Origin of the sequence: Bradyrhizobium sp. (genome assembly GCF_049581145.1) — a bacterium.
Lineage (GTDB): Bacteria > Pseudomonadota > Alphaproteobacteria > Rhizobiales > Xanthobacteraceae > Bradyrhizobium.
Window position 1 is genome coordinate 1 of sequence record NZ_JBAURI010000116.1, and the last position, 2,037, is coordinate 2,037.

A 2,037-nucleotide genomic window follows, 5' to 3' on the forward strand; every position below is an offset into this window, starting at 1 on the left:
GCCCAGCCCTTGGCGCGGAGCTCCTTGGCGCGGGTCTCGGCGGCGGCGGCCTGCGCCAGCACGCCAGTCGCGGCATGGAATTCGGCGACCGCCTGCTCGGCCTGCAGCTTGAGGTCGATCTCATCGAGCGTCGCCAGGGGCTGGCCGACATCCACGGTCTGGCCGACTTCGACCAGGCGCTTGGCGACCTTTCCCGGGACCCGGAAGCCCATATCGGCCTCGATCCGCGGACGGATGGTACCGACAAAGCTGCGCTCCGGCGTTGCCAGGGCGTAATGGGCGGTTGCGACCAGCACCGGCCGCGCGGGGGCTGGCTTTTCCGCGACCCGTTCGTTGCAGCCGGCGAGCGCGATCGCCAGAAAAGCCAGCGAGGCGCCCGCTAAAAGCCTGGAATAGCTCGATAAAACTGCCTTGGCCAACATCGGACACTCCCATCGCTGAACCTGCGAGTGAGTGTCGAATGTCTAGTGACGAATGTCAATAATCGTCACTGATCAGGATTTCGTGAAAGTTAATTCATCCGTTATTTCACGCCGGCAAACTCCGCCTTGGTCTCATGACCACCGAGCAGGACCAAAAGGCCGGCGATCAACGGCAGCACCGCCAGCACCAGGAGGCCGGTCGAGGTGTTTCCGGTGGTCTGCTTGACCCAACCGATCAGATACGGTCCGCCGAAGCCCGCCAGGTTGCCGATCGAATTGATCAGCGCGATGGCGCCGGCCGCCGCCGTGCCCGACAGCCACGCGGTCGGCAGCGTCCAGAACACCGCGAAGGTGCAGAACACGCCGATCGCGGCGATCGTCAGCACCACCATGGTCATGGTGGGGTCGCTGACCTGGCAGGACGCGCCGAGCGCGACCGCGGTCAGCAGCAGTGGACCGCCGACATGCATCACCCGCTCGCGCGTCGCGTCGGAATGCCGCGCCCACAGGATCATGGCGATGGTGCCGAACAGATAGGGGATCGCGGTGACGAAGCCGGTCTGCGCATTGGTGAGGCCGAAGGCCTTGACGATCTGCGGCAGCCAGAACTGCATGCCATAAAGCGCTGCGACGAAGCCGAAATAGATCAGGCTCAGCGCAATCACCTTGGGCGACGCCAGGGCTTCGCCCAGCGTCAGGTGTTTCGCGGCCTGCTTGGCGGCGATCTCGGCCTCGAGCTGTGACGAGAGCCACGCCTTCTGCTCCGATGTCAGCCAGTCCGCATGTTCCGGCCGGTCGGTCAGATAGAACCAGGAGACAACGCCGAGCAGTACCGAGGGGATGCCCTCGATGACGAACAGCCATTGCCAGCCCTTCAGCCCGATGAAGCCGTCAAGTCCGAGCAGGAGGCCGGAGACCGGCGCGCCGATCACGGTCGAAACCGGCACCGCGATCGCGAACGCCGCCAGGAAGCGGGCGCGATATTCCGCCGGATACCAGTAGGTGAGATAGAGGATGATGCCGGGAAAGAACCCGGCCTCGGCAACGCCGAGCAGGAAGCGCAGGACGTAAAAACTGCGCTCGCCGCCGACCAGCGCCATCAGGCCCGAGATGAGACCCCAGGTCACCATGATGCGCGCGATCCAGCGGCTGGCGCCGAACCTTTCCAGCGCGAGGTTGCTCGGCACCTCGAACAGAAAATAACCGATGAAGAAGATGCCGGCGCCCCAGGCGAAGATCAGCGGCGTGAACTTCAACTCCGCGTTCATGGTCAGCGCGGCGAAGCCAAGATTGACGCGATCGAGATAGGAAAAGAAATAGGCCAGCACCAGGAACGGAATCAGCCGCCGTGAGATGGCCCGGATGGTCGAGGCTTCGATGTCGGCTCTCGCGCCCGAAGCGGCGCCAGCGGCGGACTGGCTCATGTATTTGCTCCCCAGAACTAATTAATATTGCTGTTGTCGGGGGTTTTCAGCATCGACCATGCCCGAGTCAAATAGATTCGGAGCAAAGGCGCATTCGCCAAGAGCGGAGCGCGATGCGCGGCGCGCAAGGGTGGTCGCACCTCCAGTTCAGCGATGTCGAAGTTCGAATCATATCAGGCGTCGCGATGCAG

General features: G+C 63.6%; 2 protein-coding genes. Both read right to left on the bottom strand.

Going from position 1 to position 2,037, the window contains the following annotated elements; genetic code table 11:
• The coding region (locus WCB02_RS03795; RefSeq protein WP_423956504.1) for a biotin/lipoyl-binding protein at nt 1–422 on the bottom strand (422 nt) is incomplete at its 3' end.
• A gap of 101 nt (nt 423–523) precedes the next feature.
• Entirely contained in the window at nt 524–1,846 is a 1,323-nt protein-coding gene (locus tag WCB02_RS03800) for an MFS transporter (RefSeq protein WP_423956505.1), read from the bottom strand.
• Nucleotides 1,847–2,037: the final 191 nt, after the last annotated feature.

Coding starts and splice junctions, on each gene's coding strand:
- WCB02_RS03800 (WP_423956505.1), bottom strand. CDS start 1,846: ATGAGCCAGTCCGCCGCTGGCGCCGCTTCGGGCGCGAGAGCCGACATC.